At 72.7% G+C, this 26,559-nt stretch carries 26 protein-coding genes and 1 pseudogene; 14 read left to right on the forward strand and 13 right to left on the reverse strand.

Annotation, left to right across the window (positions count from 1 at the left end; all coding sequences use genetic code 11):
* Window positions 1-51 precede the first annotated feature (51 nt).
* The gene (locus ACZ7M3_RS24990; protein WP_472065748.1) at window positions 52-1,578 is read left to right on the forward strand and encodes a serine/threonine-protein kinase; all 1,527 of its coding nucleotides are present in this window, start codon (window positions 52-54) and stop codon (window positions 1,576-1,578) included.
* Between the two features lie 44 nt (window positions 1,579-1,622).
* Here ACZ7M3_RS24990 and ACZ7M3_RS24995 read toward each other — a convergent pair whose 3' ends face one another.
* From ACZ7M3_RS24995 to ACZ7M3_RS25005, 3 genes are all read right to left on the reverse strand, one after another.
* Complete coding sequence (locus ACZ7M3_RS24995; protein ID WP_472065749.1) at window positions 1,623-2,159, reverse strand: universal stress protein; 537 nt, start codon at window positions 2,157-2,159, stop codon at window positions 1,623-1,625.
* Window positions 2,160-2,357: 198 nt separating this feature from the next.
* Entirely contained in the window at window positions 2,358-2,864 is a 507-nt protein-coding gene (locus tag ACZ7M3_RS25000; RefSeq protein WP_472065750.1) for a hypothetical protein, read from the reverse strand.
* Window positions 2,861-3,433: a SigE family RNA polymerase sigma factor gene (locus tag ACZ7M3_RS25005; RefSeq protein ID WP_472065751.1), complete on the reverse strand. Its 573-nt coding sequence runs from the start codon at window positions 3,431-3,433 to the stop codon at window positions 2,861-2,863. The genes ACZ7M3_RS25000 and ACZ7M3_RS25005 overlap by 4 nt, the downstream gene beginning before the upstream one ends.
* 256 nt (window positions 3,434-3,689) lie before the next feature.
* On the opposite strand from ACZ7M3_RS25005, the gene ACZ7M3_RS25010 reads away from it, so the two are divergent.
* From ACZ7M3_RS25010 to ACZ7M3_RS25030, 5 genes are read left to right on the forward strand one after another with little or no spacing between them, the layout of a single operon-like run.
* Window positions 3,690-4,220, forward strand: coding sequence for an SAV_915 family protein (locus ACZ7M3_RS25010; RefSeq protein WP_472065752.1), 531 nt, complete (start codon window positions 3,690-3,692; stop codon window positions 4,218-4,220).
* Complete coding sequence (locus tag ACZ7M3_RS25015; RefSeq protein WP_075031705.1) at window positions 4,220-4,522, forward strand: DUF6317 family protein; 303 nt, start codon at window positions 4,220-4,222, stop codon at window positions 4,520-4,522. Before ACZ7M3_RS25010 ends, ACZ7M3_RS25015 begins: the two co-directional genes overlap by 1 nt.
* Window positions 4,522-5,796, forward strand: a complete 1,275-nt coding sequence (locus ACZ7M3_RS25020; RefSeq protein WP_472065753.1) for a WXG100 family type VII secretion target — start codon at window positions 4,522-4,524, stop codon at window positions 5,794-5,796. Before ACZ7M3_RS25015 ends, ACZ7M3_RS25020 begins: the two co-directional genes overlap by 1 nt.
* Complete coding sequence (locus ACZ7M3_RS25025) at window positions 5,774-6,310, forward strand: hypothetical protein (protein ID WP_472065754.1); 537 nt, start codon at window positions 5,774-5,776, stop codon at window positions 6,308-6,310. The genes ACZ7M3_RS25020 and ACZ7M3_RS25025 overlap by 23 nt, the downstream gene beginning before the upstream one ends.
* The gene (locus tag ACZ7M3_RS25030) at window positions 6,307-6,825 is read left to right on the forward strand and encodes a hypothetical protein (RefSeq protein ID WP_472065755.1); all 519 of its coding nucleotides are present in this window, start codon (window positions 6,307-6,309) and stop codon (window positions 6,823-6,825) included. The genes ACZ7M3_RS25025 and ACZ7M3_RS25030 overlap by 4 nt, the downstream gene beginning before the upstream one ends.
* Window positions 6,826-6,835: 10 nt before the next feature.
* Here the strand turns inward: ACZ7M3_RS25030 and ACZ7M3_RS25035 are convergent, their stop codons facing one another.
* Window positions 6,836-7,738, reverse strand: coding sequence for a Cof-type HAD-IIB family hydrolase (locus tag ACZ7M3_RS25035; RefSeq protein WP_472065756.1), 903 nt, complete (start codon window positions 7,736-7,738; stop codon window positions 6,836-6,838).
* A 373-nt stretch (window positions 7,739-8,111) separates the two neighbouring features.
* Between ACZ7M3_RS25035 and ACZ7M3_RS25040 the strand changes: the two genes are divergently transcribed.
* Window positions 8,112-8,921 carry a L,D-transpeptidase family protein gene (locus ACZ7M3_RS25040; RefSeq protein ID WP_472065757.1) on the forward strand — a complete coding sequence of 270 codons (810 nt, stop codon included), beginning with the start codon at window positions 8,112-8,114 and terminating at the stop codon, window positions 8,919-8,921.
* A 25-nt stretch (window positions 8,922-8,946) separates the two neighbouring features.
* On the opposite strand, the gene ACZ7M3_RS25045 is transcribed toward ACZ7M3_RS25040, so the two are convergent.
* From ACZ7M3_RS25045 to ACZ7M3_RS25055, 3 genes are all read right to left on the reverse strand, one after another.
* On the reverse strand, window positions 8,947-9,399 hold the full coding sequence (locus ACZ7M3_RS25045) for a hypothetical protein (protein ID WP_472065758.1): 453 nt from the start codon (window positions 9,397-9,399) through the stop codon (window positions 8,947-8,949).
* Window positions 9,400-9,643: 244 nt separating this feature from the next.
* On the reverse strand, window positions 9,644-10,117 hold the full coding sequence (locus ACZ7M3_RS25050; RefSeq protein WP_472065759.1) for a GNAT family N-acetyltransferase: 474 nt from the start codon (window positions 10,115-10,117) through the stop codon (window positions 9,644-9,646).
* Between the two features lie 67 nt (window positions 10,118-10,184).
* The gene (locus tag ACZ7M3_RS25055; protein WP_472065760.1) at window positions 10,185-11,618 is read right to left on the reverse strand and encodes a hypothetical protein; all 1,434 of its coding nucleotides are present in this window, start codon (window positions 11,616-11,618) and stop codon (window positions 10,185-10,187) included.
* A gap of 113 nt (window positions 11,619-11,731) precedes the next feature.
* On the opposite strand from ACZ7M3_RS25055, the gene ACZ7M3_RS25060 reads away from it, so the two are divergent.
* Window positions 11,732-12,976, forward strand: coding sequence for a molybdopterin-dependent oxidoreductase (locus ACZ7M3_RS25060; protein ID WP_472065761.1), 1,245 nt, complete (start codon window positions 11,732-11,734; stop codon window positions 12,974-12,976).
* 367 nt (window positions 12,977-13,343) lie between these two features.
* Here the strand turns inward: ACZ7M3_RS25060 and ACZ7M3_RS25065 are convergent, their stop codons facing one another.
* Genes ACZ7M3_RS25065 through ACZ7M3_RS25075 form a run of 3 tightly spaced genes read right to left on the reverse strand, consistent with a single transcriptional unit; the run spans window position 13,344 to window position 15,573 of the window.
* A complete protein-coding gene (locus tag ACZ7M3_RS25065; protein WP_472065762.1) occupies window positions 13,344-14,186 on the reverse strand; it encodes a class I SAM-dependent methyltransferase in 843 nt (280 codons plus the stop codon).
* On the reverse strand, window positions 14,183-14,803 hold the full coding sequence (locus ACZ7M3_RS25070) for a TIGR04282 family arsenosugar biosynthesis glycosyltransferase (RefSeq protein WP_472065763.1): 621 nt from the start codon (window positions 14,801-14,803) through the stop codon (window positions 14,183-14,185). The genes ACZ7M3_RS25065 and ACZ7M3_RS25070 overlap by 4 nt, the downstream gene beginning before the upstream one ends.
* Entirely contained in the window at window positions 14,800-15,573 is a 774-nt protein-coding gene (locus ACZ7M3_RS25075) for a glycosyltransferase family 2 protein (protein ID WP_472065926.1), read from the reverse strand. Before ACZ7M3_RS25075 ends, ACZ7M3_RS25070 begins: the two co-directional genes overlap by 4 nt.
* 175 nt (window positions 15,574-15,748) lie before the next feature.
* On the opposite strand from ACZ7M3_RS25075, the gene ACZ7M3_RS25080 reads away from it, so the two are divergent.
* Both ACZ7M3_RS25080 and ACZ7M3_RS25085 read left to right on the forward strand, forming a co-directional pair.
* Entirely contained in the window at window positions 15,749-16,519 is a 771-nt protein-coding gene (locus ACZ7M3_RS25080; protein ID WP_472065764.1) for a response regulator transcription factor, read from the forward strand.
* Window positions 16,520-16,584: 65 nt separating this feature from the next.
* Window positions 16,585-17,715: a sensor histidine kinase gene (locus ACZ7M3_RS25085; RefSeq protein ID WP_472065928.1), complete on the forward strand. Its 1,131-nt coding sequence runs from the start codon at window positions 16,585-16,587 to the stop codon at window positions 17,713-17,715.
* 40 nt (window positions 17,716-17,755) lie between these two features.
* Here the strand turns inward: ACZ7M3_RS25085 and ACZ7M3_RS25090 are convergent, their stop codons facing one another.
* Window positions 17,756-18,751: an NAD-dependent epimerase/dehydratase family protein gene (locus ACZ7M3_RS25090; protein ID WP_472065765.1), complete on the reverse strand. Its 996-nt coding sequence runs from the start codon at window positions 18,749-18,751 to the stop codon at window positions 17,756-17,758.
* Window positions 18,752-18,934: 183 nt separating this feature from the next.
* On the opposite strand from ACZ7M3_RS25090, the pseudogene ACZ7M3_RS25095 reads away from it, so the two are divergent.
* Window positions 18,935-19,477: pseudogene (locus tag ACZ7M3_RS25095) on the forward strand (LuxR C-terminal-related transcriptional regulator); the annotation flags it as partial.
* Between the two features lie 9 nt (window positions 19,478-19,486).
* Here ACZ7M3_RS25095 and ACZ7M3_RS25100 read toward each other — a convergent pair.
* Window positions 19,487-20,251: a TIGR03943 family putative permease subunit gene (locus ACZ7M3_RS25100; RefSeq protein WP_472065766.1), complete on the reverse strand. Its 765-nt coding sequence runs from the start codon at window positions 20,249-20,251 to the stop codon at window positions 19,487-19,489.
* Entirely contained in the window at window positions 20,248-21,309 is a 1,062-nt protein-coding gene (locus ACZ7M3_RS25105) for a permease (RefSeq protein WP_472065767.1), read from the reverse strand. The genes ACZ7M3_RS25100 and ACZ7M3_RS25105 overlap by 4 nt, the downstream gene beginning before the upstream one ends.
* 281 nt (window positions 21,310-21,590) lie before the next feature.
* On the opposite strand from ACZ7M3_RS25105, the gene ACZ7M3_RS25110 reads away from it, so the two are divergent.
* The 3 genes from ACZ7M3_RS25110 to mgtA all read left to right on the forward strand — a co-directional run bounded on the left by ACZ7M3_RS25110 (window position 21,591) and on the right by mgtA (window position 26,515).
* Window positions 21,591-23,327 (forward strand): LCP family protein, encoded by a 1,737-nt coding sequence (locus ACZ7M3_RS25110; RefSeq protein WP_472065768.1) that lies wholly within the window; start codon window positions 21,591-21,593, stop codon window positions 23,325-23,327.
* A gap of 103 nt (window positions 23,328-23,430) precedes the next feature.
* Complete coding sequence (locus ACZ7M3_RS25115; protein ID WP_472065769.1) at window positions 23,431-23,793, forward strand: ArsR/SmtB family transcription factor; 363 nt, start codon at window positions 23,431-23,433, stop codon at window positions 23,791-23,793.
* A complete protein-coding gene (gene mgtA / locus ACZ7M3_RS25120; protein ID WP_472065770.1) occupies window positions 23,786-26,515 on the forward strand; it encodes a magnesium-translocating P-type ATPase in 2,730 nt (909 codons plus the stop codon). Before ACZ7M3_RS25115 ends, mgtA begins: the two co-directional genes overlap by 8 nt.
* The last annotated feature ends 44 nt before the right edge of the window (window positions 26,516-26,559 follow it).

Below are 26,559 nucleotides of genomic sequence, written 5' to 3' on the forward strand. Positions count from 1 at the left end.
TTCGAACCGGTCCGGAGCGAGCGCTCCGGAAGGAACGGCAAGGGGCACGCGGTGGCGGACGAGGGGCGGCTGGTCGCCGGGCGCTACCGGCTGATCGAACAGATCGGCCGTGGCGGCATGGGCACGGTGTGGCGTGCCGAGGACGAGGTCCTCAGCCGGGAGGTCGCGGTCAAGCGGCTGCATGTCCAGCGGCACCTGACCGACGACGAGCTCGCCACCCTGCACGAGCGCACCCGCCGCGAGGCGCGCAGCGCCGCCCGTATCGCCCATCCCCACGTGGTCGTCGTGCATGACGTGGTGGACGACGAGGGGCTGCCCTGCATCGTCATGGAGTACGTGCACTCCACGACCCTCGCCGCCCTGCTCACGGACGGTGGCGCGGTGCCGCCCACCGAGGCCGCCCGGATCGGCCTCGGCATGGTCGCCGCGTTGCGGGCCGCGCATGCCGCCGGGGTGCTGCATCGTGACGTCAAGCCGGGCAACGTCCTGCTCGGCGCCGACGGTCGCGTCGTCCTCACCGACTTCGGCATCGCCATGGCGACCGGCACCTCGACGCTGACCAAGACCGGCGAGATCATCGGCTCGATCGACTACATCGCGCCCGAACGGATGCGGGGCAAGAAGCCCGGACCCGCCGCGGACCTGTGGGCGCTCGGGGCGACCCTCTACCAGTCCGTCGAGGGGCGGCCCCCGTTCCGCAAGGCCACGGCCGTGGAGACGGCGTACGCCATCGCCGTCGACCCGGTCGACCCCATGAAGCAGGCCGGGCCGCTGGAACCCCTCATCGACGCGCTGCTCGCGAAGGAACCGCAGGAGCGGCCGTCGGCGGAGGAGGTGGAGCGGGTTCTGAGGGAAGTGGTGTCGGGGGTACCGACGCAGCTGACGCCCACGCGCCCGGTACCGATACCGGCACCGATACCAGCGCCGGCGCAGTCTCCGGAGACCGCTACGACGGTGGCACCGGCGCGGGAAGACGTACCGCCCCGGGCCCGTGGTCGCCGCGTGGCCGTGTGGAGCGCGGTGGCGGTGGTGCTGGCGGCCGCGACGGTGGCGGGCGGGTGGTCCATGACCCGGGACGGCAAGAGCGGCGGCACCCACCACAAAGCCGCCGCTTCCGCCTCCACGCCCCCGGCCGTTCCCGCGGGCTATCACCTGGTCACGGAAAAGAAGCTGGGCGTCTCCTTCCCGGTCCCGGACGGCTGGAAGCGCGGCAAGGCGAGCTCCGAACAGGTCACCTACGCCGACGAGACCGGTCTCGTGGGCCTCACGATCGGCATGGTCGAGCCGGCGGGCGCGAACCCCGAGTCGCACTTCACGAACATCGAGGCGAACACCAAGCTCAACTACCCCTCCTCGTACCGGAAGCTGCGCATGCAGCGCACCACGTTCCAGGAGAAGCCCGCGGCCGTGTGGGAGTTCACCTTCAAGGGCCGGGTCCGGGCGTTCCGGGCCATCGACCTGGGCTTCGGACAGGAGGGCGGCCGGGAGTACGACATCTACCTCTCGGCTCCGGACCTCAAGTGGGACACCTTCCGCCCGGTCTTCGACACGGTCTCGGCGGGCTTCCGGGTCGGCTGAGCCCGGACGGCGGGATCGGGACGGCGGCGGGTCGGGGCAGTGGTTCAGGACCTGCCGTCCGTCAGTTCGCTGGCGTCGAGCGGCAGGCGCAGGCTGACCCGGCGGCGTACGGAGGCGAGTTCGCGGTGCAGCGGTGAGCGCGGTACGGCCAGCACCGGGCAGGCGGCGTGCGCGAGGCAGTAGCGCGCGACGGACGGGAACAGCGCCCGGCGCATCCGGCCGCGTCGTCCGCCGCCGATCACCAGGAGGTCGCCGCGCCGGTCGGCGGTCCGCACCAGGGCGCGTCCCGGCCGGTCCCACACGACCAGCCCCCGGCACGGCACCCCGGGCCCGTCGGCGCCGAAGGCCGTGGCGAGGGCGGTGAGCAGCCGGTCGTCCGCCATCTGCCGGAACTCGGTCATCGGCGGCGCGAGCATCGAACTCGGGTGGGCGAGCGCGCCGCGCGGCGGTTCCCAGGCACCCACGACCAGCAGCGCGGCGCCGGTGCGGCGTGCCTCGAACGCGCCCCGGTGCAGCGCCGCCAGACTCCCCGGCGAACCGCTCACCCCCACGACGACCCGCCGCCGCTCTCCCTCGCCCATCGCTCGCTCACCCCTCGGCGTACGTCGACACGGGTATCCGCGTTCCATCGAACGCGGGGGGAGGGCGGCGGGCCAGGGGGTTGGCGTTGACCTGACGAGGTCCCGACCGTTCATGACACTTCGGCACACTCCTCTGTCGTCCGCCCCGGTCGTCGGAGCTCGCGACGACCGGGGCGGGGGCGGTTGAGGTGCCTTGGATCAGCCGGCGCAGAGGGTCAGGTTGATGGTGGCGCCGATGGACACGGTCTTCGGGCTGTGCGGGTCGACCGAGTGGACCGAGCCCGGCTTGCCGTTCTTGCCGCAGTCCACCTTGCCGACCGTGCCGAGCTTGAGCTGGCCCTTCAGCAGCAGTTGCTTGGCGAAGTCCAGGTCGAGGCCCGCGAACTCCAGCGGGAACTTGCTGCCCTTCAGCAGCACGTTGGTGGCGTCGTTGCCGGTCGCGGTGGCCGCGGCGGCGGGCTTCGCGGGACTGGATCCGTTGGAGACGGCGGTGGCCAGGGCGGTGCCGCCGCCGGCCACGATCAGGGCGGCGGCGAGACCCGCGATGGCCGTGACGCGCTTGCGGCGGGTCTTGCGCACGATGCCGACGGTGTCGACGGTCGGCGCGTCGGCGGAGTTCGCGAATGCGTTCATGGCGTTCACCAGTTCCTCTTCGAAGGGTGTGTAACCGGTGCGGCTGGAAGGCCGTGCATCGTGTGAAGTCATCGGTTTCCTTCCGTGGGCCGCTGCGGTGAAGGGCCGGGGAGCGCGGGGAACTGGCTTCTCAGCTTCTCGATCCCACGAGCGAGCTGGGACCGTACGGTACTTGCCGAGATCTTCAGGTCGGCTGCGATCTCCGCATCCGACAGATCGTGGAAGTACCGCAGGACCACGACCGTGCGCATACGCATCGGCAGCTGCTGAAGGGCGCGAACGAGCTGGTCCCTGCTGTCTATCTGCCCGTACTCGTCCCCCGGAGCGGCCCGGTCGCCGCCGCTGTCGGGGTGCGGGGTCGTGCGGCGGAATCTTCGCCAACGGTCGTTCGCCAGGTTCACCATGATCCGCCGCACATAGGCGTCGGGGGCGTCCTTGGCGGCGATCGTGCGCCACTTGCGGCAGGTCCGTTCCAGGGTCTCCTGGAGCAGGTCCTCCGCGGCTTCGCGGTTTCCCGTCAAGACGAGGGCGCCACGGAACAGGGCGGCCGACCGGGCGGCGACGAAAGCGGGAAAGTCCATGTCCAGCGGCTCGGTCCCGCCGCGCTCGGCGCCCAGCTTCCACTCGGTTGCCAGATCCACACGCTCCTCCCTTCCTGTCACCCCTCCACGACGGGGCAGCCCCCTCGTCTGCTGCACGACGGAGATGAGAGCTGGGTCACAGCGGCCGTATCGGTTGAGCATGCGGTCGGTATGCGGTCGGTATGCAGAAGGCATGCACTCGGCATGTACACGGCTCGGCCGCCTGACATAGCGGGATTTGCCCTAGGAGCCGGTCGTTAGGGTGAGCGCGCCGAAACGTCCAGCGCAAAGAGCGAAGAGTGAAGAGGTGACGGCGGTGGGGACGCCGATACGGTCGCACATTTCCGACTACGCCGAGACCGGGCCGGCCGAGCCGTCGGCCGAGGCCGGTTCCTCGGCCCTGGAACCTCGTTCGTCGAACCCGGAGCCGCGTCGTTCGCGCCTGCTCGACTACGCCGAGGCGAAGCCGCCGGTACGGCCGGACGCCGAGGGACGGCAGACCCCGAAGCCCAGCGTTCCGGCCTACCACACCCCCGTGCTCGTCCCGGCCCATCCGCGCTACGTCGACGCGCTGGACGCCTCCGGCCGCCCCACCCGCGTGCCCTTCATCGCCTACGAACTGTTCGAGCACCCCACGGACGGGACCGTGGCCTTCGCCTTCACCACGCCGGCTCGGCTGGTGGCCGCGCTCGGCGAGGCCCAGCCGTGGGTCGCCACGTCGATCGGGCCGCTCGCCGAGGGAGTGCGCGAGCACGGTGTCACCGTCCGCGTCGACCCGCGCGTCGCGCCCGGACACCGCAACTGGCTGCCGGACGATCTGGCCGCCTACGCACGGGAGGTGCGCTGATGCCGCCCGACTTCAAGGCGGTCCTGAGCGACCTCACCTCGATGTCCAAGACCTTCCACGACGAGGCCACCCACTACCGGAACCTGCACGACCAGGTCGCCCCGCCCGTCGTCAGCGGCGGTGACAGCGGCCTCGACCACGCCATCAAGGAGGTCGCCGACCTCATCGTCGCCCTGCACACCGGCTTCGCCGACCGGCTGGACGACCACGGCGACAAGGTGACGTACGCCCGCGACTCGTTTCAGCGGCACGACATCGACGTACACGGTCTGTTCGAGGACCTGATGGTGGGGGACGGCTGATGAGTGACAGCTGGGTCGGCGGCGACATCGGTGGACTGCGCACGATGGCCGAGACGTACAAGAACGCCAAGAAGAAGCTCGAGGACGTCGTCCATCCGCTCAGCAGCGCCGTCGAGGAGCTGGTCGGCGACGCGAACTGGAAGGGCGACGCGGCCGAGACCTTCCGCGCCGCCTGGAGCGAGGACGCCCTCACGGCGGGCGCCTTCGCGGGCCTCGTCCACGACGCGGGCGACATTCTCGACACCCTCGTCGGCGCACTGTCCGCCTGCGAGACCGCCCTGCAGAACGCCGAGCACATCGCCGTGAAGAAGGGCGTACCCATGGGCGCCCAGGGCGCCCCGCTCCAGTTCGTCACGTCCGATCCGCCGAGCGCCGACGAACAGCGGACGATCTCGGCGTTCGGCGAGTACGACAAGGTGCGCACGGAGATCCTGCATACGGCGCAGCACGCGAGACTGGTCGCGGCGGACAAGTTGCGGGGGTTGTACGCCCAGGTCACCGCGTCGGTGTCACCGGGCGACAAGATCACCCTTGCCGACATGCTGCGGGGTCTGTACGCGTACGACGCCGAGGACGCCCGAGCCGGCGGCAAGGAGGCCCGCACACTGATCGACGGTGCCAAGGAGGAGGAGCGGGCTGCCAAGAAGGAACTCCGCGCCGAGCGCAGGGCCTTCCAGAAGACAGGCCGCGCGCTGCCCAAGGACCTCCCCGCCAAGAGCGCCTACCGCGACGCGATGACGAAGGTCGACTCGCTGGAAGAGGACATCGCCCGCGCCGACCACGGCAGCACCAGGCTCCCCTACGACCGGGCTCTCAACATCAAACTGGCCGACGCCGCCGAGGCGTTGCGCGTCGGCCGAAGCCTCGAAGCGCTGCCGGAGTTCCTCAAGGAGGTCCCGGTGCTGGACGTCGCCGCGGCCGCGGCGTGCGGTTTGGTGGAGGCGAAGGACGACCACGACAAGGGCTGGTCCTGGCAGCACTCCGTCGTTGTCGACGGCGGAGCCGCACTCGGCGGTGTCGCCGTCGGCGCGGGTGTTGTGGCCGCGCTGCCCGTCGAAGGCGCGGTCGCGCTGGCCGGCGTCGGGGTCGTGGCCGCGGTGGGCGCGACCAGTCTCCTCGACCACTCCTTCCATGAGCACTGGAGCGAGGACATCCACGACCACGGCGTAGTCGATGGTGTGCTGACCGGCACGGGCCACGTCTTCACGGAGACCGGGGACGACGGCGTACGAATGGCGAAGGACATCTGGCATGGCGTCAAAAGCATCTTCTGAGGTTCACGCCCTCGGGACCCCCGCCCATATTCCGGCCCTGCCCAAGCTCGGGACCACGTGGTACAGGCGCGGTGCGCTCTATTGGCTGTGCCGTGCCCGTACGACGGTCTTCCTGCTGATCGTGATGGCCATGGTCTGTTTCTTCTCGATCAGCCTCTACCGAGGGTTCCGCAGTGAGATGCCGCCCACCGTGCGCACCGTGTGCGACTGGGTGCAGGTGGTCGCCGCCTGCGTGGCCCTGGTCTGGGGGTGGGTGAAGCAGCGCCGGGGCCACCGTGAAGGCCTTCTGCACCCGCCCACCCCCGAGCAGACCCGTCAGGCCAAGCGCGACCACAACAGGCGTGCGCCCGGGCTGGTCGCCGCCGGCCGGGGCCTCGTGATCCTCGCGGCGCCCGTCATGCCGGCGTTCGCCGCGTACATCGTCGGCTGGTTGGTCGCCTGGCTCACCGTGCGTGAGTACCCCAGCGAGGTCGGCGCTCGGCGCTGGTTGCAGGAGCACGGATCCTCGGCGTGACCACACGATCGTCCGGCTCGCCGCCACTCGGAGCCCCCGCCCGGATCCCGTCCCTGTCGGGGCTCGGCACCACCTGGTACGAGCGTGGGGCGCGCTACTGGCTGCGTCGTGCCTCCGGGGGCGTCCTGTGGTTCGCCGTGCTGGCCTTCGCCTGCTACATCGCGCTCGTGCTCTACCAGTCGTTCCGCGGCGACCTGTCGTCGGGCGTGCGCACGGTGTGGGATTGGGCGCAGGTGGCCGCCTCCTGTGTGGCCTTGGTCTGGGGGTGGGTGGTGCAGCGCAGGGGCCACCGCAGGGACCTCCTGGACCCGCCGACCCCCGGCAAGGCCCGCGGCCGCAAACGTGACCAGACCCGCCGTTCCACGGGGCTGGCCCTTGCCGGCCGCATCCTCTTCCTGATCGCGGCACCCGTCCTGCCGGCCCTTCTCGCGTACGCCGTCGGTTGGGTCCTCGCCGCGTTCACCGTCCGCGAGTACCCGAGCGAGGTCGGTGCGCGGCGGGTGGTGGAGGGCTGATCGGCCGCGGTCACATGGGGGGCAGGTGGAGCAGGCGGGTGATCGTGCGCAGGACGCCGTTGTCGTTGTTGGACGGGGCGAGATGGCGGGCCCGGTCGATGATGGCGGGGTGGGCGTTGGCCATGGCGAAGGACCACTCGGCGGTGTCGAGCATTTCGAGGTCGTTGAGGTAGTCGCCGAACACCATCGTCTGGGCGGGTGTGATGCCCAGGTCGTCCTGGAGACGGCGTACGGCGGCGCCCTTGTCGGCGGTGACGTTCATGATGTCGACCCAGTGCTCGCCGGAGACGACGACCTGGTGGGTCGAGGAGAAGGGCCGCAGGGCCGGGGCGGTGGTCCGCTCCACCGGTCCGAAGTCGAAGAGGGCGACCTTGAGGATCTCGTCGTCGACGGCGGTCGCGTCGGGGACGGTCTGGAGCCGGGTGTAGTACTGCCTGGCCTCGGCCAGGAACGCTTCGTCGGTCCGTTCGACGTAGGCGGACCGCTTGCCGCAGACCACCGCGCCGACGTCCACGCCCTCGGCCCGCAGCCCCCGCGTCGTGGTGACGATCCGCGCGGCGACGGACGGGTCCAGCGGGTCGGAGCTGAGCTCCACGCCGTCCCGTACGACGTATGTGCCGTTCTCGGCGATGAACACCATGCCCTGCCCCGCGTCGGCGAACTCCTTGGCCAAGGTGGCGTACTGACGGCCGCTCGCCGGGCAGAAGAGCACGCCCCGTCGGCGCAGCTCGGCCAGGAGCGACCACAAGCCGTCGGGTATGCGCTTGGCGTCGTCCAGGAGCGTGCCGTCCATGTCGGTGACGATGAGCCGGATGTCGGCGGCGGCTCCCTCCGGGGGCTGGGGCGCGGTGACGGCCAGGGGGGTGGTGGCGGGCGTGGTCGCGGTGGCGGTGGCGGGGTGAGGAAGGGGCATGTTCTTTCCTGTTGCGGGGGTTGCGGGGGTTGCGGGGGTTGCGGGGGTTGTGGGGGCGACGGGCGGCAGTGGGCGTGCGGTGCCGGTGGGTCGAGTGGTCTTCGGGCGGTTCAGTCGGCGTCGCCCAGCGCCCCGGCTTCGGCCGGCGGCGGCAGTGGAGCCGGTGTGTTCACGGCGTCCCGTACGGGTTCCGGCAGGGCGGCGCCGGCCGTCGCTTGGCGGATCTCCATTTCCGCCACCCTACCCGGGGGATGTGAGCAAGGGCTTTTATCTTCTCGAAACGCTCATTCCGGGCACATCCGTGCTCGCGTCAGGCTCACCCCGCCGGGCGGAGCTGACCAGTTCCTCACAAGTCACCCCCAGGCTGACGATCATGGCTTCCTTCACCCGTCGCCCGGCCTCCCCCCGACAGCGTCTCCGTACGCCGTTGATCGCCGCCGGGGCTCTGGTCCTGTCCGTCACGCTCGCCGGATGCGGGAGCGCCCGCGCCGAATCGACCGGCGGTGCCCGGGAGCCGACCGGCGCCCCCGGTACGACGCAGGCCAGACCCGGGCGGCCCGCACCGGACAGCGCGGAGTCCGTCGTGCCGGTCGTACCGGCGCGGCTGCCGGGTGTCGGCCCCGCGACGCTGGCCGGGATACCCGGGAACGCGTGGCAGGTCGTCCTGGTCACCGGCCGGAGCAAGGACTCCCCGGTGTCGCAGGTGGCGCTGTACCGGCGTACGGGCGCGGGCTGGGAGCGGGGAGCGACCTGGCCGGCCCACAACGCCCTCAAGGGCTGGACGGACGACCATCACGCCGGTGATCTCCGCTCGCCCATCGGCGTGTTCAGCCTCACCGACGCGGGCGGACTCCGGCCCGACCCCGGTACCAAGCTGCCCTACGACCGGTCGTTCGGGTTCACCATCGCCGGCACGGGCTTCGAGGGGGAGTCGCTGGCCGGCTCCTTCGACTACGTCGTCGCGATCAACTACAACCATGTGCCGGGCACTTCACCCCTCGACTGGACCCGCCCGCTCGGCGCTGGCAAGGGTGGCGGCATCTGGCTGCACGTCGACCACGGGGGCCCCACGCACGGCTGTGTGAGCCTGGCGCAGGAACACATGAGGGAACTGATGCGCACGCTGGATCCCGCCCAGCACCCGGTGATCGTCATGGGCGACGCCAAGTCCCTCGCCCGCTGACGTCCCTCCGGCCCCGGGGCGCTTGTCAGCGCGAGGGTGTCGCCGGACTTCCCGCGGTGGGCAGGGCCGGAAGCCCGGACAGTCCGCTTCCGAGGAGCCCCGTGACCACCCCGACCACCGGCGACAGCAGGCCGGTCACCGTGCCCAGCGCCCCCGTCAGGGCCTTGACCAGCCCGTCGACCGTCGACTGGAGCTGGGCGAGGAGATCCGCGACCGGATCGGCGACCGTCACCGGCTCGGCGACCGCGACCCCGGCCCGTTCCTTCAGTCGCCGTTCGACAGACGCGTTCGCCGTCTCCAGGGCGCGCGTGAAACCGGCGGCCTCGGCCGCGTCGAGACGGCCGCCCCGTTCGGCGACGGCGGACAGTACGTCCAGCAGCGGGTGGAACACGGCGTCGTGTTCGGCCCTGCCGACCGGGCCGCAGGCCGGCGCGGCGCCGACCAGGGGCGGCAGGAGGATTCCGCGGGATCGGGACATGCCGGATCGGGACATGCGGGATCGGGACATGCCGGATCGGGATACGTGGGAGCCGGATATGTGGGCACGCATACGTGGTCCTTTCGACGACTGCTTCTGCTTGGGCCCACCGTGAGATCCACGACCCCCCGCCGCAACCGCCGCCCGCCCCCGCCGCGCCCCCCGCTCCCTCCCCGGTACGGCACTGAACAGCGCCTTTCCCCCGATGCGCCGCCGACCGCCCCGGCCCGCCGCCGTTCGGCTGTCAGGGGAGTCGACGGGGGCGGGGCCGGTAGGTGAAGGTGTCGAGGGGCCAGTCGGCGGTCAGCCAGGCCGTGACGGCCTCGTGCAGGGGCGCGTCCAGGTGGGCCCTGTCCGCTCGGACCCAGGAGCTCACGTCGGTGCCGTGGGCGTGGTCGCGGGACGGGTAGATGTAGACGCAGCCGATCACCTCGCCACTCTCGGTGTCGAGGACGGTGTACGTGAATCCGCGTCTGTGAGCGAAGTCGTCCGCGTGTCGTCGCAGATCGGCGAGGTTCGCCTCCAGGGTCATTCCGTCCGTGGGGGGCCATGCCCCGTCCTCGAAGCCCGGGGTCGCACGGATGTGTTCGACGCTGCCGGACCAGGCGGTGTGGTCGGAGGCGTTGTGCCGAGGTCCCAGGGGTTCCAGACGGAAGTGCGGGGTGATCAGTCCGGTGGGGACGGCGAAGTCGTCGGGGACGAGGGGGTGGTCGGTCATGCGGGGGAGGCTATGACGCCCGGCCCGCGGGGCGCAGCTGGATTGAACTCGGTCCTCGCTCCTGGTGTCACCAGCCGGTCAGCAGGAGGTGGTTGAGGAGCAGGGCCAGGGTGGCCTGGGCGGTGAGCCAGGCGCGGGGGCGGGGCAGGAACGCGCAGGTCGGCAGGAGCCACATCGCGAACGGCAGCCAGATCCGTTCCGTCTCCGCCTTGCTCATGCCGGAGAGGTCGGCGGCCAGGAGGGCGAGCAGGGCGGCGAGCGCGAGGAGGGCGAGGCGGGGCTCGGGGGAGAGGGCGTGTGGGTGACGGAGGGCGCGGGGGCCTTCGGGTACGGCCGTCGCGACCGTTCGGCGCAGGCCCGCCACCGTCGCCGGGCCCACGATCAGCGCCGTACAGGCGAGGTTCGCCCAGACCCAGTAGCCGTACGGCCGTACGCCGCCGACCCCTTCGTAGTAGCGGGTGACCAACAGGCGGTATGCCTCCCACCAGTTGAAGCCGAGCAGCGTGAACAGGAGGGGGACGACGGCCAGTCCGACGAGGACGTACGGGAGGGGGCGGAGTCGGCGGGAGCCGAGCAGCAGGACGGCGGCGGCGATCACGGCGAACAGCGTCAGGCCGTACGAGAGGTACGCGGTGAGGCCGAGGAGGAGCCCGGCGGCGAGGCCGGTCGCCCGGGGCCTGGGTCCGGTGACCGCGAGGGCGAGGAGGGCGACGGCCCAGGCGGCGACCGCGGCGAAGTAGCCGTCCGCGGAGGCGCCCACCCACACGGCGGCCGGGGCGAGGACCAGGAAGGGGGCGGCGCGGCGGGCGAGCTCCTCGGCGGCCAGCGCCCGTACGGCGACCAGGACCGCGGCCGGCGCCGCCGCCCCGACCACGACGCACCAGACGCCCGCCCAGCCGCCGCCACCCAGCCCGACCCGGTCGAGGAGCACGAAGGTGACGGTGGCTCCCGGCGGGTGGCCGGCGATGTGCGCGGGCCAGGGGGCGGGGGAGTGACTCACGATGTGGTGGGTGAAGTCCCGCAGGGTGGCGGGGATGTCGTGGAAGCGGTCGACGACCGTGAGGTACTCGTTCGTGGCCGTCAGCCGCCCGGCGATCCCCCGCTGCCACCCGTCGACCAGCGCGAGGGAGAACGTCCAGGCGGCGGCGGTGCCCCAGGACGCCCACAGCAGCGCCCGCCACGGCAGCCGCGTGGCGAGGAGAGGCCCGTACGCGACGACCGCGACGGCCACGGCGAGCGCGGCCGGGGTGCCGGGGCCGAGGTGCGGCTCCCACTGGGCGAACAGGGGAGGCCAGCGGACGAAGAGCGTGTGGTGGCGGCGCTCGATCGACGTGCCGACCAGCGCGGCCGCCGTGACGAGCAGGGCGGCGGCGAGGACGGCGGCCAGGTCGAGGAGCGGATCGCGGCGGCGGTCGTGGCGCCGGTCGAGCTCCGGGGGAAGGCCCTGGGGAAGGTCCTGGGGAGGGCCTTGGGGAGGGCCCTGGGGAAGATCGCGGTTCACATCAGCACGCTAGGCCGCGGACCGGCCGCCGGAGCCGCCGCAGGAGTGGACGTCAGAGTTTCGTCATGGTTCGCGGAGCCGTTCGGGGGGTGCCGCCGTCCTACGGTCGGGGCATGCCACGCTCTCCCTCCTCCCCCGCGTTCTGGCGCAGCCCACTGCGCGGCCCCTGGTTCACCTCGGTGCTCGGCGTCGTCCTGCTCGGCGGGATCACGGTGCTGTTCCTGACGGGCCTCGTGTCGTACGCCGCCTACAACCCGGACCTCTCACCGGTGAACGACATGACCCCGGACAAGGGTCTGCTCGGCTTCTACCTCTTCTCCTGGCCGACGAACCCGTCCTGGCTGTACCGCCTCACCCAGGGCGTCCACGTCACGCTCGGGATCACGCTGATCCCCGTACTGCTGGCGAAGCTGTGGTCGGTCGTGCCGAAACTGTTCACGCTGCCGCCCGCCCGGTCGCTCGCGCACGCGCTGGAGCGCATCTCGCTGCTCCTCCTCGTCGGGGGCGCCCTGTTCGAGTTCACCACCGGCGTGCTGAACATCCAGCTCGACTACATCTTCCCCGGCTCCTTCTATCCGCTGCACTTCTACGGGGCCTGGGTGTTCTTCGCCGCGTTCGTGGCACACGCCGTGCTGAGGGTGCCCATGGCGCTGCGCAATCTGCGTCATCTCCGCGACGAGGGTCAACGTCCGCGGACGGATGATGAGTTGGTGGCACCGGACCCCGCCCCGCCCACCGTCTCGCGGCGCGGCGCCCTCGGGGTCGTCGGCGGCGGATCACTGCTGCTGTTCGCCACGACGGCGGGCCGCAGCTTCGACGGGCCGCTGCGGGAGACGGCCGTACTCGTGCCGCACGGCGGCCCCGAACCGGGCGGCGGACCCGGCGGCTTCCAGATCAACAAGACGGCCGAGGCGGTCGGCATCGACATGCGGGAGACGTCCGGGGAGACATGGCGGCTGGTCGTCGAGGGGCGCGGGCGCACGGTCCGGCTGAGCCGGGACGAGCTGCTGAAACTCCCGCTCCACAGCGCCGCGTTGCCCATCGCCTGCGTGGAGGGCTGGTCGACCTCCGACCAGTGGTGGCGGGGGGTGCGGCTGCGGGACCTCGCGGCGCTCGTGGGATACGAGGAGGGCGCGGCGCCCGATGTGCTGGTGGAGTCGCTGCAGCGGCACGGGGCCTTCCGGCACGCGGCCCTGCGCTACAACCAGGTGCGCGACCCGCGCTCCCTGCTGGCCCTGTTCGCCAACGGCGAGGACCTGACCCCCGACCACGGCTATCCCGCGCGGATCATCGTCCCCGCGGCGCCCGGCGTGCTCAACACCAAGTGGGTGGCCCGGATGACGTTCGGAGAACTGTGATGCGACGACCTGAGATGCGACGGCCGGCGAGGTGGCGACCTGTGATACGACGGCCGTTCGGGAAGCCTGTCCTGGGCAGTCCGCTGCAGATCCTGCTGCTGGCCTGTTCGTTCGCGCTCGCCGGGTACGCCGGGGTGCGGCTGCTCGCGGGGGACTGGTTCGGGGTGGCGCTGTGGTTCGTGGGCGCGGCGGTCCTCCACGACCTGGTGCTCGTTCCGTTGTACGCGGGAGCGGACCGGGCCGTGGCGAGGGGGCTCGGCGCGGTCGGCCGCCGGGAGTGGACGGTCTACGTCCGGTTCCCGGCGGCGTTCTCGGCGCTTCTGCTGCTGATGTGGTTTCCGTTGATCAGCGGGCAGATGGCGGAGCACTACCGGTTGGCCACCGGGCTCTCGGGCGACGGCTTCCTGGCCCGCTGGCTGTTGATCACAGCGGTGCTGTTCGGGGGCTCGGCGGCGCTGCTCGTACTGCGGCTGTTCCGGTCGTCGCGGTCATCGCGGTCGTCCGGGCCGTCGCGTCCGTCGCGGTTGCGCAGGGCGACGAACGAGCGGCCCCCGGCCGACCACTGACCCTCCCGGCGCCAGCCCGCGCGTGCCGCGTGCCGGAGCAGCGCCGGGGTGCCGAGGCGGGCCCAAGGGAAGGCGGGCCCGGCCGTGGTCCGGGGGTCGGCGACCCGGACGATGTGGACGCTGACCCGTTCGTCGACGTCCACGTCCGCTAGGGTCTCGACGATCAACAGTCCGCCGGGGGTGAGGAGTTGGGCCATCCGGCGGAGCAGGGCGGCCGGGTCGCCGCCGATGCCGACATTGCCGTCGAGGAGGAGCGCGGTGTCCCACCGGCCCTCGCCGGGGAGCGGTTCGAAGACGGAGCGCCGCAGGGCCTGTCCGCCGAGCCGGGCGGTGTGCGCGACGGCCGCCTCGCTGACGTCGATGCCGAGCGCGGGCCGCCCCCGGGCGGCGAGTTCGGCGACGAGCCGTCCCGGCCCGCAGCCCACGTCGAGCACGGCCCCCTCGCAGCGCCCCAGCACGGTCAGGTCCACCGCGTCGGCCCGTGCGCACCAGCGCTCCACCTCCAGGGGCAGCAGCCAGCCGTCGGTGCGCCGGAGGAAGAGCGGGCCCCGGCCGGTGACCAGGGCGTCCGAGTAGGGGTCGGCGGACCAGGGGCGCGGGCCGGGCACCCCCGGTGGTGTCGTCGTCCCGTGCGCGGTGCTCATCGTCCGGTGGCCGTCCGCAGACGTCCGAGCTCGGCGGCGAAGCTGCTGCCGGGCGGCGCGAGGGCGGCGACCGCCTCCGCGTCGGCGGCCGTGTCGACGTCCCGGAGGCCGGGCAGGTCGCACACGCGCAGCCCGGCGGCGACGAGCCGCTCCCGCTGCACCGCGCCCGTCGTGGGCGTCGACATCGGCACGCCCCGCAGAAGCTCCGGATCGGGGGCGGCGAGCCCGAGGGCCCAGAAGCCGCCGTCCTCGGCCGGGCCGAAGTACGCGTCGCAGCCGGCGAAGTCCACGGTGAGGAGCGCGGGCGTCACCTGCGGGGTGTCCATGCCGATGAGCAGCGCGGGCCCGGCGCAGCCCGCGAAGGCGGCGGCCAGCCGTTCGTCGAGGCCGCCCGCGCACTGCGGTACGACGTCGAAGCCGGCCGGCAGCCAGTCGCCGACCGCTCCGTCGAGCACGAGCACCCGGCGCCGTGCCGGGGTCGCCGCCACCGCGCGCAGGGTGTCCACGAGGGACGCCTCGGCGAGCAGCGCCGCCTCCCGGGGCGTGAACGGCGGGGTGAGGCGGGTCTTGACCCGTCCGGGTCGCGGTTCCTTGGCGATGACGAGAAGCGTCGTCACTGGCTGGTTCCTCCCTGGGAACGGGAATCCGTGGAGGCGAGTGAAGGGGTGGGGGCGGCGTGGGCGTGGCGCGACGGCGCGGGCGGCTCGGCGAGGACGCGGCGCATGTCCCGTACCGCCTGCCAGGTGCCGCGCCAGGTGCCGGTGACCTTGGAGGCGCCGGTGCGCGGCAGATACGGCACGTCGTGCTCGGTGACGCGCCAGTCGGCGTCGGCGGCGCGCACGACCATCTGGAGCGGGTAGCCGCTGCGGCGGTCGGTGAGGCCGAGGGCGAGCAGCGGTTCGCGGCGGGCGGCACGCAGGGGGCCGAGGTCGTGCAGGCGCAGTCCGGTGCGGCGGCGGAGCATCCGGGCGAGGGCGAGGTTGCCCGCCCGGGCGTGCGCGGGCCAGGCGCCCGGGCCCTGTGGGCGGCGCCGCCCGAGCACGAGGTCGGCCTCGCCGTCCCGCACCTCTTGGACGAAGGGCAGGAGCCGGGCCGGGTCCAGCGAGGCGTCGCAGTCGCAGAAGCACACGATGTCGGCGGTGGCGGCTCGCAGGCCGGCGTGGCAGGCGGCGCCGAACCCGCGGCGCGTCTCGCGCACGACGGTCGCGCCGAGGCCGCGGGCCAGTTCCGCCGAGCCGTCCGTGGAGCCGTTGTCCACGACCAGCGCGCGCCACCCGGCGGGGACGCGGCCGAGGACCCAGGGGAGGGCCTCGGCCTCGTTCAGACAGGGGAGGATCACGTCGACCGGACAGGGAAGGACCGCGTCGACCGGACAGGGGAGGCCCACGTCGACGGGCGCCGGATCCGTGTCCGGGGCCTTGTCCGGCTCGGGTTGGGGAGAGGTCGTCACGGCTTTCACCCTACGAACGCGAAAGGGAGATATCGGACTTCAGGTCCTTACGAAACACGGACGTCGCGGCGGGATCGCGGCACGCGGGTGCGGCCGGTGGGACGCTGGATTCATGCAGCAGCCGTACGAATCCGCAGGTACCGGACCCGTCCCGGGCGGGCCCGGGCAGAGCGCCCGCGTCCTCGTCGTCGACGACGACCCCACCGTCGCCGAGGTGGTCTCCGGCTACCTCGACCGCGCCGGGTACGTCGTGGACCGTGCCGCGGACGGACCCGCCGCGCTCGCCCGGGCCGCCGCGCACTGGCCCGACCTGGTGGTGCTGGACCTGATGCTGCCGGGGATGGACGGCCTGGAGGTGTGCCGCAGGATGCGCGGCCACGGGCCCGTGCCGGTCATCATGCTCACCGCGCGCGGAGACGAGGACGACCGGATCCTCGGCCTGGAGGTGGGCGCCGACGACTACGTCACCAAGCCCTTCAGCCCCCGCGAACTGGTCCTGAGGGTGGAGTCGGTACTGCGCCGCAGCCGCCCCACCGCGGGCACGCGCCCCCTCCGGCTGGCCGGTCTCGCCGTCGACCCCGACGCCCGCCGCGCCACCAGGAACGGCGAGGATCTCGCCCTCACCATCCGCGAGTTCGACCTGCTCGCGTTCTTCCTCCGCAATCCCGGCCGGGCGTACAGCCGCGAGGACCTGATGCGCGAGGTGTGGGGCTGGGACTTCGGCGATCTGTCGACGGTCACGGTCCACGTGCGCCGGCTGCGGGGCAAGGTCGAGGAGGATCCGGGCAGACCGCGACTGATCCAGACGGTCTGGGGGGTCGGCTACCGCTTCGAGGAGCCCACGCCCCGCGAGGCCCCGACTCCCCGCGAAGAGGCGGTCTGACCATGCGCTCCTTGCATTCCGTGCACTCCGTGACCTCCATGCGCTCCATGCAGGTCACGCAGGCCATGCAGACCGTGCACTCCACGCACGACATGCTGCTCATCGCCCTGTACGCCTTCCTCGGCGCCGCCGTGGCCGGGCTGCTCGGCGCGGGGACGCTGTGGCTGATCCGGCGGCGGTCGCTGACCGTGTCCCTCGCCGTCGTCGCCGTCGTGGCGGTCACCGCGATGCTCGCGGGGACGCTGGCCGTCGCCTGGGCGATGTTCCTGTCCTCGCACGACCTGGGCGTGGTCACGACCGTGGTGGCCATGGCGGCGGTGGTGTCCCTGGCGACGGCGCTGTTGCTGGGCCGTTGGGTGGTGGCCCGCAGCAGGGCGCTCACCCTCGCCGCGCGCTCCTTCGGCGACGGCGGCGACTTCGCGGCCCCCGACGGCGCGGCGACCGCCGAACTCGCCGCGCTGAGCCGGGAGTTGCAGGCGACCAGCGCGAAGCTCGCCGAGTCCCGCGACCGTGAACGCGCGCTGGAGAGCTCCCGCCGTGAACTCGTCGCCTGGATCTCGCACGACCTGCGCACCCCGCTCGCCGGACTGCGGGCGATGTCGGAGGCGCTGGAGGACGGGGTGGCCGTCGACCCGGACCGCTACCTCCGGCAGATCCGCACCGAGGTGGAACGCCTCAACGACATGGTCGGCGACCTCTTCGAACTCTCCCGCATACACGCCGGGACCCTCGCCCTGTCGCCCTCCCGCATCTCCCTCTACGACCTCGTCGGCGACGCCCTCGCGGGCGCGGACCCGCTCGCCCGCGAGTACGGCGTACGCCTGGTCGGGGACCGTATCGAGCCGGTGCCGGTCGAGGTGGACGGCAAGGAGATGAGCCGGGTGCTGGGCAATCTCCTGGTCAACGCGATCCGTCGGACCCCGGCCGACGGCACGGTCGCGATCGCCGCCGAGCGCTCGGACACGGGGGTCGTCCTGTCCGTCACCGACGGCTGCGGCGGCATCCCGGAGGAGGACCTCCCGCGCGTCTTCGACACCGGCTGGCGCGGCACCCATGCCCGTACGCCCCCCGCCGGGGCGGGCCTGGGCCTGGCCATCGTCCGGGGCATCGTCGAGGCGCACCAGGGCCGGGCCGCCGTCCACAACGTCCCCGGCGGCTGCCGCTTCGAGGTCACACTGCCCATGGCGGGGGCGTGAGGCGCGGACCCCGGCCGCCACTCCCCTGCTCCCCGCGCAGCTACTCCTCGCGCAGCCTCGCCGTCGCGAACTCCCTCATCCCCTCCGCGAAGCCGGTCTCGGGCTTCCAGCCCAGCTCGGCGCGCAGCCGTGCGGAGTCGGCCGTGATGTGGCGTACGTCGCCGAGGCGGTACTCCCCGGTCACCACGGGCTCGGTGCCGCCGTGGGCGGTGGCCAGGGCCCGGGCCATCTCGCCGACCGTGTGCGGTTCGCCGCTCCCGGTGTTGTAGACGGTCAGGGCCCCGGAGGGCGCACCCGCCTCCAGGGCCGCCACATTGGCCGCGGCCACGTCCCGTACGTGCACGAAGTCCCTTCGCTGCCCGCCGTCCTCGAAGACCCGCGGCGCCTCGCCCCGGGCCAGCGCGGACCGGAAGAACGAGGCGACGCCCGCGTACGGGGTGTCGCGCGGCATCCTGGGCCCGTACACGTTGTGGTAGCGCAGTGACACCGCCGAACCGTCCGTCGACCGGGCCCAGGCCGCCGCCAGATGCTCCTGGGCCAGCTTGGTCGTCGCGTACACGTTCCGGGGGTCGACCGGAGCGTCCTCGCGCACCAGGCCGGGTGTCAGTTCCTCGCCGCACCGCGGGCAGCGGGGCTCGAACCGCCCCGCGTCGAGATCGGCGACGGTCCGGGGCCCGGGGCGTACCGGCCCGTGCCACTCACACCCGTACGCGCCCTCGCCGTACACGACCATCGACCCGGCGAGCACGAGGCGGCGCACCCCCGCGTCGGCCATCGCGGTGAGCAGCACCGCCGTGCCGAGGTCGTTGCGCGACACGTACTCGACCGCGTCGTCGAACCCCTTCCCCAGCCCCACCATCGCCGCCTGATGGCACACGGCGTCCACGCCCGCCAGCGCCGCGCGGACCGCCTCGGCGTCCCGTACGTCCAGGCCGTCGCGCAGGTCGAACACGACGGCCTCGTGCCCCCGCGCGGTCAGCGCCTCGACGACATGGGACCCGATGAACCCGGCACCGCCGGTGACCAGTACTCGCATACGCCGAACGCTAGGACCGCGACGGCGGCGCACGGCAGTACCGCGCCCGTCACGTCACGGGTCCGTAAGACCCGGCGGACCCGAGAGGACCCCGGCGGACCCGGGGTTCTGGGAACTTCCTGAGAAACAGGGCGGCGGTTCCGTCCCGTACGGGCGTGACCTGCGGCCGTCTCCCGTCGGCTTTCGGTCCGTTCGACCGCCGAACTGCGTCCCGACGTCGTCCTGATGGACGTCCGGATGCCCGGCATGGACGGCATCGAGGCCACCCGCCGCATCGTGGAGTCCGGCGGCCGCTCCCGCGTCCTCGTCCTGACCACCTTCGACCTCGACGAGTACGCCTACGCCGCGCTGCGCGCCGGGGCCAGCGGCTTCCTCCTCAAGGACGCCCTGCCCGACGAACTCGTCGCCGGAATCCGTGCGGTGGCCGCCGGGGACGCCGTGATCGCCCCCGGCCCGACCCGCAAACTCATCGACGCCTACACCGAGCGACGCCCGGGGCACACCCCCGAGCGGGAGCGCCGGCTCGACGCCCTCACCGACCGCGAACGCGAGGTCCTCACCGCCATCGCCTCCGGCTGGAGCAACGCCGAGATCGCCGACCGCCTCTCCCTCGCCGAGTCCACCGTCAAGTCCCACGTCAGCCGCGTCCTCGCCGAGATCGGCGTACGGGACCGGGTCCAGGCGGTGATCTTCGCGTACGACGTGGGCCTGGTGCGGCCGGCGTAGCGACAGGGCCTAGAACAGCGGGAGGGCGTCCGTGTACGCGTTCACCGGCTTGGCGACCTTCTTGACGGTACGGGCGTCCAGCGCGGCCGGGGCGGAACTCGTGCCCAGCTTTCCGCCGGGGTGCCACGTTCCGGTGACGGTCACCCAGGTGTCGGCGGGCAGGGCCGCCGCCCCGTGGATCCGCACCTTCACGGACTGGGCGTCCGCCGCGCAGCAGGTGAAGATGATCCTGGTCAGGTACCAGCCGTCGGCCCCCTTGCCGGGCGTGACGAAACCGGTCATCCGGACGCTACGGCCGCCGATGTCCCGCTTGTGGTCCTGCTGCACCCGGCTGGTGAACTGGGTGAGCGTCAGCGGGACGGGCGAGGTCGCGGGCAGCGGATCGAAGTACCTCTGCTCCGTGACGGCCTTGGGCGCCTCGCGCGCGGCGGTGTACGCGCCGAGGGCCGGCGGGGCGTAGAAGAGCAGACTCAGCGCGGGCAGGAACAGCAGCCAGGCGATACGGGGCACGGTGGAGTGGTCGTGGCCGTGTGCGTCCCCATGCCGCTCCGCGTCCGTATCTTCGTGATCGTGATCGTGTCCGTCCTCGTCGGCCGGTTTCCGATGCGACCACGCCTCCGCCACGCCCAGCACGAGCAGCAGCACCCCCGACGCGACCAGCATCGGACGCATCCCCTCCTTGACGAACCTGAGGCTCAGGTCGGTGAAGAGCGAGGCGTGCAGCAGACCGAGGCCGCTGAGGACGAGCAGGGTCACCTGGAGAGGGCGTTTCACAGCAGGACTCCTCCGATGAGCGCGCTGCACAGGATCGCGACGACCGTCGTGGCCGTGGAGAAACGGACCGCGAAGGCCCGGCCGAAGGTGCCCGCCTGAAGGGCGATCAGTTTCAGGTCGACCATCGGCCCGACGACCATGAACGCCAGCCGGGCGACGGGCGAGAAGCCGGTGAGCGAGGCCGCGACGAACGCGTCGGCCTCGGAGCACACCGCGAGCAGGATGGCGAGCGCGGCCAGGAACAGCACCGACAGCCAGGGAGAGCCGGAGAACGCGTCGAGCACGGTGCGCGGGACCGCCACGTTGAACGTCGCCGCCGCCATGGCCCCGAGGACCAGGAAGCCGCCCGCGTGCAGGAAGTCGTGCTGGAAGCCGCGCCGGAACTCCCGCAGGCGGCTCTGCTCGGGCTGGTGCCCGGTGTGCCGTACGACAGGCTTGAGCCACTTGTCGCGGCCCAGGAAGAGCCACAGCCAGCCCATCACGGCGGCGGTGGCGAGCGAGGCGAGCAGCCGGGCCACCACCATCTCGGGGTGGCCGGGGAAGGCGATGGCGGTGGCGGTCAGCACGACCGGGTTGATGGCGGGCGCCGAGAGCAGGAACGCGAACGCGGCGGCCGGGGTGACGCCCCGGCCGATCAGGCTGTTGGCCACCGGCACCGACGCGCATTCGCAGCCGGGCAGGACGACTCCGGCGACTCCGGCGACCGGGACGGCGAGCACGGGCCGCCGGGGGAGCAGCCGGGTGAACACCCGGGCCGGCACGAACGCGTTGATCGCGCCGGACAGCGCCGTGCCGAGCAGCAGGAACGGCAGCGCCTGCACGGTGACGGCGAGAGCGACGGTCCGCCAGGCCTGCATGGCCGGTTGTTCCATCCACCGGCTGAGGACGTAGAGCGCGGGCCCGGACAGCGCGCACGCTCCGAGCAGAAGGGGCCAGTGGCGGGGCCAGTCGCGCCGGGGACCTCTGGCACTCGCCCTCGCCGCGGGGACCACGACGGCCACGTCCGCCTCCGTGGACGGTTCGTCCGCCCCCACGGCCCGCTCGTCTGTCTTCTGCACGCCAGCTCCGAACTCGGATGATCGCACCGAACATAGCGGGCCCGGGCCCCGTCGCTCACCACGACTTCACCACATCTCGGTCATGAGTCGGGACCGCTGTGGCGACCGGCGACCGGGGACGTCGGAACGCCTCCGCGTCCGGAGCCCTCTCAAGGGGTGGTGGGTGGGAGCCGCGTCGGGTCTCGGGCTGGGTTGTTATATTGCGCAACCGTGCAAGTGAGGCGTCCCCGCAACGCCTGACGTATGCCTGAACGGCCCGACCGTTTCGTGGGAGTGCGAACATGACTGACCCTGGGGACGCCCCCGCCGGCAACGCCACACGCAGCCACGCACGGGGGCTGCCCCGGCAGCGCCACACCTCAGGTTCCGCGACCTCCGACTACGCGACCTCCGGTTACGCGCCCTCCCGTTCCGCGCCCTCCCGGACGGGATCCCGTGCGCGTCCCAAGGTCGGCGCGGGGCGCCGGGCCCGGCCCGTGGGCCGGGGCAGGCGGATCCTGCGGACGGCCGCGATATCGCTGTCGGTGCTGGTCCTGGCCACCGCGGGGGTGGGGTGGTGGTTCTACGAGCATCTGAACGGCAATCTCCACAGCGTCCCGTTGACCGACGGCTCGGGCGACAGCGCGGGCAAGGAGAAGGCCGACGCCTTCGGCAGAACCCCGATCAACCTCCTGGTGGTGGGCAGCGACGGCCGTACCAACGCGAGCGACTGCAAGCTCGGCGGCGGCTGTTCACACACCGGTGTGCAGTCCGGGTCCAACGCGGACGTGGAGATGGTGATGCACATATCCGCCGACCGCTCCAACGCGACCGTGATGAGCATCCCCCGCGACACCGTGACCACCGTCCCCGCCTGCAAGGACACCGAGACCGGCGTCTCCACGAACGGCTACACCGGCATGGTCAACAGCGCCCTGCAGTACGGGCCCGCCTGTCAGGTGGCCACCGTCCACCGGCTCACCGGCATCCCCATCGACCACTTCGTCAAGCTCGACTTCTCCGGCGTGGTGAAGATGTCCGACGCGGTGGGCGGGGTGTCGGCCTGCGTGGACAAGGACGTCTACGACACCTACTCGCACCTGAAACTCGCTCAGGGCACGCACACCCTCAAGGGCGTCGCGGCCCTGGAGTTCGTCCGCTCCCGGCACGGCTTCGGCGACGGCAGCGACCTGGGGCGCACCTACTCCCAGCACATCTTTCTCAGCTCGATGATCCGCAAGTTCAAGAGCGCCGGCACCCTCACCGACCCCACCGCCGTCTACCGCCTGGCCGACGCCGCGACCAAGGCCCTCACCGTCGACACCGGCCTGGGCAGCGTCAGGAAGCTGATCGGGCTCGCCGCCGACGTGGACAAGGTCCCGGCGAAGCGCATCACCTTCACCACCATGCAGACGGCGCCGGACCCGGGTGACAGCAACCGGCTCGTGCCCGCCGCCACGGCCCGGAGCCTGTTCGCCACCATCGCGAACGACCAGTCCCTGACCAACGCGTCGGGCAAGAAGACCGCCCCGGCCTCCGCGACAGCCAAGGCCCCGGCCACGGCCTCCGCGGTCCCCGCCGCGCAGATCGCGGTCACCGTGGAGAACGGCACCACCGTCACCGGCCGGGCCTCGGCCGTCGCCACCGCCCTGCTCGACAAGGGCTTCAGTTCCGGCACCACCACCGGCAACGCCGCCGGCACCACGTCCACGACCACCCTCACCTACGGCAGCGGGCACAAGGCCGAGGCCCAGACCGCCGCCAAGGCCCTGGGCCTGCCGTCCTCCCACCTCAAGCAGAGCGACGCCACCGGCACCGGCCTGACCCTGGTCATCGGCACCGACTGGACGAGCGGCACCGCCTACCCCGCCCCCGCCGACACCAAGACCGCCACCGCCGACGCCCACGCCGAGACCGCCGACCAGTCCAAGACCTGCGCCAAGGTCAGCCCCTACAAGACCGTCAGTCTCGACGGCGTCGCCATGACCCCCACCCAGGCCTACCGGGCAGCCACCGGAACCAAGGACTCGGCGCCGTGAGCCGGAGCCGTCGACTCGGCGGCGGCGCCCCGGGGCCGGACGCCTAAACTGGGTCGGCGCGGACGCGGGCACGGATGCCCGGGGCGGAACGGGAGAAGAGACTGTGACGGCATACGCCGGTGGCTTCGACGATCCGCCCGCCGAGGTGCTGGCGGACGCGGCCGCCGCGTTCGGACTGCTGGCCTCCTCGCACCGGCTGCACATCATGTGGGCCCTCGCGCAGGGCGAGAGCGATGTGACCCACCTCGCGGAGCGCGTCGGCGGCGCCCTGCCCGCCGTCAGCCAGCACCTGTCGAAGCTGAAGCTCGCGGGCCTCGTCCGCTCCCGGCGCGAAGGCCGCCGACAGGTCTACTACGTCGACGATCCCGACGTCGTGACCGTGGTGCGCGTGATGGTCGGACAACTGGCCGCACGGGCCGAGGAGGCATCGGCACCCGTACGCAGGCTGCGCGGGATCGGTGACTGAGACGTCCGCGACGGCGGGAGGGGGCGCCGAGCGCCCCGTCCCCGCGGACGGCCCGGCGGCGGAGAAACCCCGGGTCCTTCACGACACTTCGGGTGGGGAGGATGTTCTCCCCGAACCGGGCGAGCCGACCGCGCTCCAGCTGCTCCGGCGGCTGGACAGCGGCCCGCGGGGGCTGACGCAGACGCAGGCCGACGCACGCCTCGCCCGGTTCGGGGAGAACATCCTGCCCGCCCGGCGGCCCGTTCCCTGGTTCGAGCGGTTCCTGCGCAGTCTGCGGGATCCGTTCACCGCCGTACTGCTCTGCCTCGGCCTGGTCTCGGCGCTCGTGGCCTCCTGGGGCACCGCGAGCGTGATCACCGTACTGGTGGTGGTCAGTTGTGCGCTGCGGTCGTCCGGCGAGCACCGGGCCGACCGTTCGATGGCGGCGCTGCGCGACCTGGTCGCCAGTACCGCCACCGTGCTGCGCAGGACCGACGCGCACGCGACACCCACCGACCAGGACCTCCCCGTCGACCAGCTGGTGCCGGGGGATGTGATCCGGCTCGGTCCGGGCGACCTGGTCCCCGCCGACGTACGGCTGCTGCGGGCCGGCGGGCTGACCGTGTACCAGGCGGCGCTCACCGGAGAGTCGGCGCCGGTCGCCAAGTACCCGGTCGACGCGCCGGGCGCCACGGCGGGTGAGCTGTTCGAGCAGCCGCAGCTGTGCTTCCAGGGCAGCAGTGTCGCCTCCGGCAGCGGCACCGCCGTGGTCGTGGCGACCGGCGCGCACACGCGGTTCGCCGAGGGCCACCGGGACCCGGGGCGGCGGGAGGCGAGCGCCTTCGACCGGTCCGTGCACGGCATCTCCTGGATCCTCATCCGGTTCATGCTGCTCACCCCGCCGCTGGTCCTGATGGCGGGCGCGGCCCTGCGCGGGCGGGGCCTGGAGACCCTGCCGTTCGCCGTCGCGGTGGCGGTCGGGATGACCCCGGAGATGCTGCCGGTCATCATCACGACCTGTCTGGCCCGCGGGGCGTCGCTGCTGGCCCGTACGCACGGGGTGATCGTGAAGCGGCTGCCCGCGCTCCACGACCTCGGCGCCATCGACGTGCTCTGCGTGGACAAGACCGGCACCCTCACCCAGGACCGGCCGGTCGTCGACCGCGCGCTGGACGCGGACGGCAAGGACGCGCCCGAGGTACTGCGCCGGGCGGCCGCGGCCGCCTGGTGGACCCTGCAACTCGCCGACCTGCCCGCACCCGACGCCCTCGACGAGGCGCTCCTGCACACGGCCGACGAGGACGACCTGATGGCGTACGACGGGATCGCGGCGTTGCCCTTCGATCCCGTACGCCGCCTCACCACCGCCGTCGTACGCACCCCCGGCACCCTCGGCTCCCACACCCTCCTGGTCAAGGGTGCCGCCGAAGCCGTACTGGAGCGCTGTGCGCTGGATCCGCGGGAGCGCACACGGCTGCTCGCCCGCGCCCACCGGCTGACGGACGACGGGCTGCGCGTCCTGGCGGTCGCCACCGCCGTACGCCCCGCCCGCCACCGCGACTACACCCCGGCCGACGAACGCGACCTGACCTTCGAGGGGTTCGTCACGCTGCGGGACGCGCTGGTGCCGAGCGCGGCCGACGCGCTGCGGGTGCTCGCCGACCGGGGCGTCGCCGTACGGGTGCTGACCGGGGACCACCCGGGCACGGCCGCCCGCGCCTGCCGCGACCTGGGCCTCGACCCCGGGGAGGTACGCACCGCCGCCGACCTCGACGGTCTCACGGACACCGAACTCGGCGAACTCGCCGACCGCACCACCGTCTTCGCCCGCTGCACGCCCGAGCACAAGGCGCGTATCACCGTCGCACTGCGCGCACGCGGACACGCCACCGGCTACCTCGGCGACGGCGTCAACGACCTGCCCGCGCTGCACGCCGCGGATGTCGGGATCTGCCCGCGCGACGCCACGGACCTGGCCCGGGAGAGCGCCGACGTGGTGCTGGCCGACAAGGACCTCACCGCGATCTCGCACGCGATCACCGCGGGCCGCTACTCCAGCGGCAACATCGGCACCTATCTGCGGGTCACCCTCTCCTCCAACCTCGGCAACGTGATCGCGATGCTCGCGGCGGGCATCCTGCTGCCCTTCCTGCCGATGCTGCCGACGCAGGTCCTCGTGCAGAACATGTGCTTCGACGCGGTCCAGCTCGCCTTCGCCTACGACCGCCCCGCGCCGGGCACCCTGAAGCGCCCCACCGTGCTGCGCTCGCGCGACCTGCTGGGCTTCATCACCGGCTTCGGCCTGCTGAACGCCGTCGCCGACCTCGCGACCTTCGGCGTCCTCGCGCTCGCCGCGCACGGGCCCGGGACGGCGAACGACGAGTCCGTGTTCCACTCCGGCTGGTTCACCGAGAACCTGCTCACCCAGGCCCTGGTGATGCTCCTGCTGCGGCTCGGCCGCCGGGGAATCGAGGGCCGGCGGAAACCGGGTCCCGTCGGCTGGGGCGCGGCCGCCCTCACCGCCGCCGGCCTCGCGCTGCCGCTCTCCCCGCTCGGCCCGCCGCTGGGCATGACCGCACTGCCCGCCCTCTACTACCTGCTGCTCGCCGCGGTCCTCGGCCTGTACGCGGTGGGGCTGGTGGCCGCACGGTCACGCTACGAACGCCGTCGCTCGGAGTACGACGGCGGGATCTCGCACAGTGATCAAGGGGCGCGCGGCGAGCGCATCCACGCCGGAGGGTGACGCGGGCTTACTCTTCCCTCCAGCGAATCGCCTCGGCGCACCGG

The sequence above is a fragment of the Streptomyces sp. NPDC111656 genome, from assembly GCF_055656965.1.

Excerpts from the sequence above, each read along its gene's own strand:
- ACZ7M3_RS25110 (WP_472065768.1), top strand. The coding sequence starts at position 21,591 with ATGACTGACCCTGGGGACGCCCCCGCCGGCAACGCCACACGCAGCCAC.
- ACZ7M3_RS25085 (WP_472065928.1), top strand. The coding sequence starts at position 16,585 with ATGCAGACCGTGCACTCCACGCACGACATGCTGCTCATCGCCCTGTAC.
- ACZ7M3_RS25045 (WP_472065758.1), bottom strand. The coding sequence starts at position 9,399 with ATGTCCCGATCCCGCGGAATCCTCCTGCCGCCCCTGGTCGGCGCCGCG.
- ACZ7M3_RS25040 (WP_472065757.1), top strand. The coding sequence starts at position 8,112 with ATGGCTTCCTTCACCCGTCGCCCGGCCTCCCCCCGACAGCGTCTCCGT.
- ACZ7M3_RS25080 (WP_472065764.1), top strand. The coding sequence starts at position 15,749 with ATGCAGCAGCCGTACGAATCCGCAGGTACCGGACCCGTCCCGGGCGGG.
- ACZ7M3_RS25035 (WP_472065756.1), bottom strand. The coding sequence starts at position 7,738 with ATGCCCCTTCCTCACCCCGCCACCGCCACCGCGACCACGCCCGCCACC.
- ACZ7M3_RS25025 (WP_472065754.1), top strand. The coding sequence starts at position 5,774 with ATGGCGTCAAAAGCATCTTCTGAGGTTCACGCCCTCGGGACCCCCGCC.
- ACZ7M3_RS25000 (WP_472065750.1), bottom strand. The coding sequence starts at position 2,864 with ATGACTTCACACGATGCACGGCCTTCCAGCCGCACCGGTTACACACCC.
- ACZ7M3_RS24995 (WP_472065749.1), bottom strand. The coding sequence starts at position 2,159 with ATGGGCGAGGGAGAGCGGCGGCGGGTCGTCGTGGGGGTGAGCGGTTCG.
- ACZ7M3_RS25065 (WP_472065762.1), bottom strand. The coding sequence starts at position 14,186 with ATGAGCACCGCGCACGGGACGACGACACCACCGGGGGTGCCCGGCCCG.
- ACZ7M3_RS25015 (WP_075031705.1), top strand. The coding sequence starts at position 4,220 with ATGCCGCCCGACTTCAAGGCGGTCCTGAGCGACCTCACCTCGATGTCC.
- ACZ7M3_RS25060 (WP_472065761.1), top strand. The coding sequence starts at position 11,732 with ATGCCACGCTCTCCCTCCTCCCCCGCGTTCTGGCGCAGCCCACTGCGC.
- ACZ7M3_RS25020 (WP_472065753.1), top strand. The coding sequence starts at position 4,522 with ATGAGTGACAGCTGGGTCGGCGGCGACATCGGTGGACTGCGCACGATG.
- ACZ7M3_RS25090 (WP_472065765.1), bottom strand. The coding sequence starts at position 18,751 with ATGCGAGTACTGGTCACCGGCGGTGCCGGGTTCATCGGGTCCCATGTC.
- ACZ7M3_RS25050 (WP_472065759.1), bottom strand. The coding sequence starts at position 10,117 with ATGACCGACCACCCCCTCGTCCCCGACGACTTCGCCGTCCCCACCGGA.